Source organism: Paramesorhizobium salinisoli, from assembly GCF_003335045.1.
Taxonomy (GTDB): Bacteria; Pseudomonadota; Alphaproteobacteria; order Rhizobiales; family Rhizobiaceae; genus Paramesorhizobium; species Paramesorhizobium salinisoli.
The window spans coordinates 1-981 of sequence record NZ_QOZG01000090.1 but is presented as its reverse complement, the minus strand read 5'-3'; the positions used below and the strand labels follow the sequence as shown (position 1 = coordinate 981).

General features: G+C 63.6%; 1 protein-coding gene. It reads left to right on the top strand.

Annotated elements, in window-relative coordinates; all coding sequences use genetic code 11:
* Positions 1 to 75 precede the first annotated feature (75 nt).
* Positions 76 to 981 (top strand): Ig-like domain-containing protein (locus tag DUT91_RS25035; RefSeq protein ID WP_147272310.1); only part of this gene is annotated, 906 nt, incomplete at its 3' end.

Here is a 981-nt window from a genome sequence, read left to right as displayed (position 1 = left end):
GGCGTCATCACGATCAGTTCGCCGCAAGGGAACACGCTTACATGCGGCAATTCGTATCCGCTGAATGGGAATTACGTGCATGCCAGTGGCGGAGCGCCGTTCCAGCAGGCGGACATCGTCTGGTCGGCCTTCCCCTCAGGCCAGTTCACATTCAGCCCCAATCCCTCCACGACGGACGGCAACGGCAACGCAACCACCCAAATTACCGCGGTGAGCAACGTTCCCTCCACCGAACCCGTCACCATCTTCGCCCGCGCCTATAACGAAACGCTGGAATACATGGATATCGGCGCCGACAACGCCATCACCTTCACGGCAGGCACCTTCCCGCAGGGCGCGGCCAATCTCGCCATCACGCCCGTCAACGGCGATCTCCTGTCCGACCCGGTGGATTATCTCGTCCAGGCCACCTACACCGACGCGGCCGGCGGCAGCCCTATCCAGGGCCAAACAGTCCAATGGACGTCCGGCAATCCACAGATCGTTTCCGTCACAGCAGGGCCGCCGACCGACGCGAACGGCGTGACGGTGGCCAGGATCACCTGCAGGCCAACGGCCGAGTTCACCACCGTCACCTTGACGGCGAGCGTCCAAAATCCGAACACGCAGGCGACCGACACGAGCCAGATCGTGCTTTGCGTGCGCGATGCCGAACTCGCTCCGCCTGATACCACCGGCTACTTGTCGGTGAACCCGGCGGGGACCGGACCCTATATGGAAGGCACCACCTATCCGTTCAACGTCCGCTATCGCGCATCCGACGGATCGGCTGCCGTCAACAAACCCGTCTGCTGGGTGGCATCCCCCAGCGACCGCATCACCTTCTCCACCCCGAACCCGGTCCTCACCGGTCCTGACGGCAGGGAAAGCAACGGCGTCACCTGCTCGTCCGGCCCATCCCTGCCCAGCGCGATCATTTCCGCCGGCGCGCCCAATGGCCTGACCGGAAGCTACGATCACGGCCAATCCTATGTGCCGTTC